This window comes from Escherichia sp. AM3 (assembly GCF_032029835.1).
In the GTDB taxonomy this organism is placed as follows: domain Bacteria; phylum Pseudomonadota; class Gammaproteobacteria; order Enterobacterales; family Enterobacteriaceae; genus Escherichia; species Escherichia coli.
The window spans coordinates 1-249 of record NZ_JAVUPQ010001183.1 but is presented as its reverse complement, the minus strand read 5'-3'; the positions used below and the strand labels follow the sequence as shown (position 1 = coordinate 249).

1 pseudogene is annotated in these 249 nt (G+C 39.8%); it reads left to right on the top strand.

Annotated features, from left to right (window positions below):
• Window positions 1–249, top strand: a pseudogene (locus tag RTW80_RS30235) (UDP-glucose--(glucosyl)LPS alpha-1,2-glucosyltransferase); the annotation flags it as partial.

Genomic DNA, 249 nt, shown 5'->3' with positions numbered 1-249 from the left:
CCAAAAGGAGCTGCAGCGGTTGAAACATGGATTTATCAGGTCGCAAAAAGACTTTCGATTCCAGTAACTATCGCCTGTATTCGAAACGAAGGTTACCCAACCTACACAAAAGTAAATGATCACTGTGATATTCACTACATTGGTTTTAGTCGAGTCTATAAACGACTTTTCCAAAAGTGGACTCGACTTGATCCTGTGCCATATTCTCAGCGTATTTTAAATACCCAACCTAAAAACACTGATCCGAAA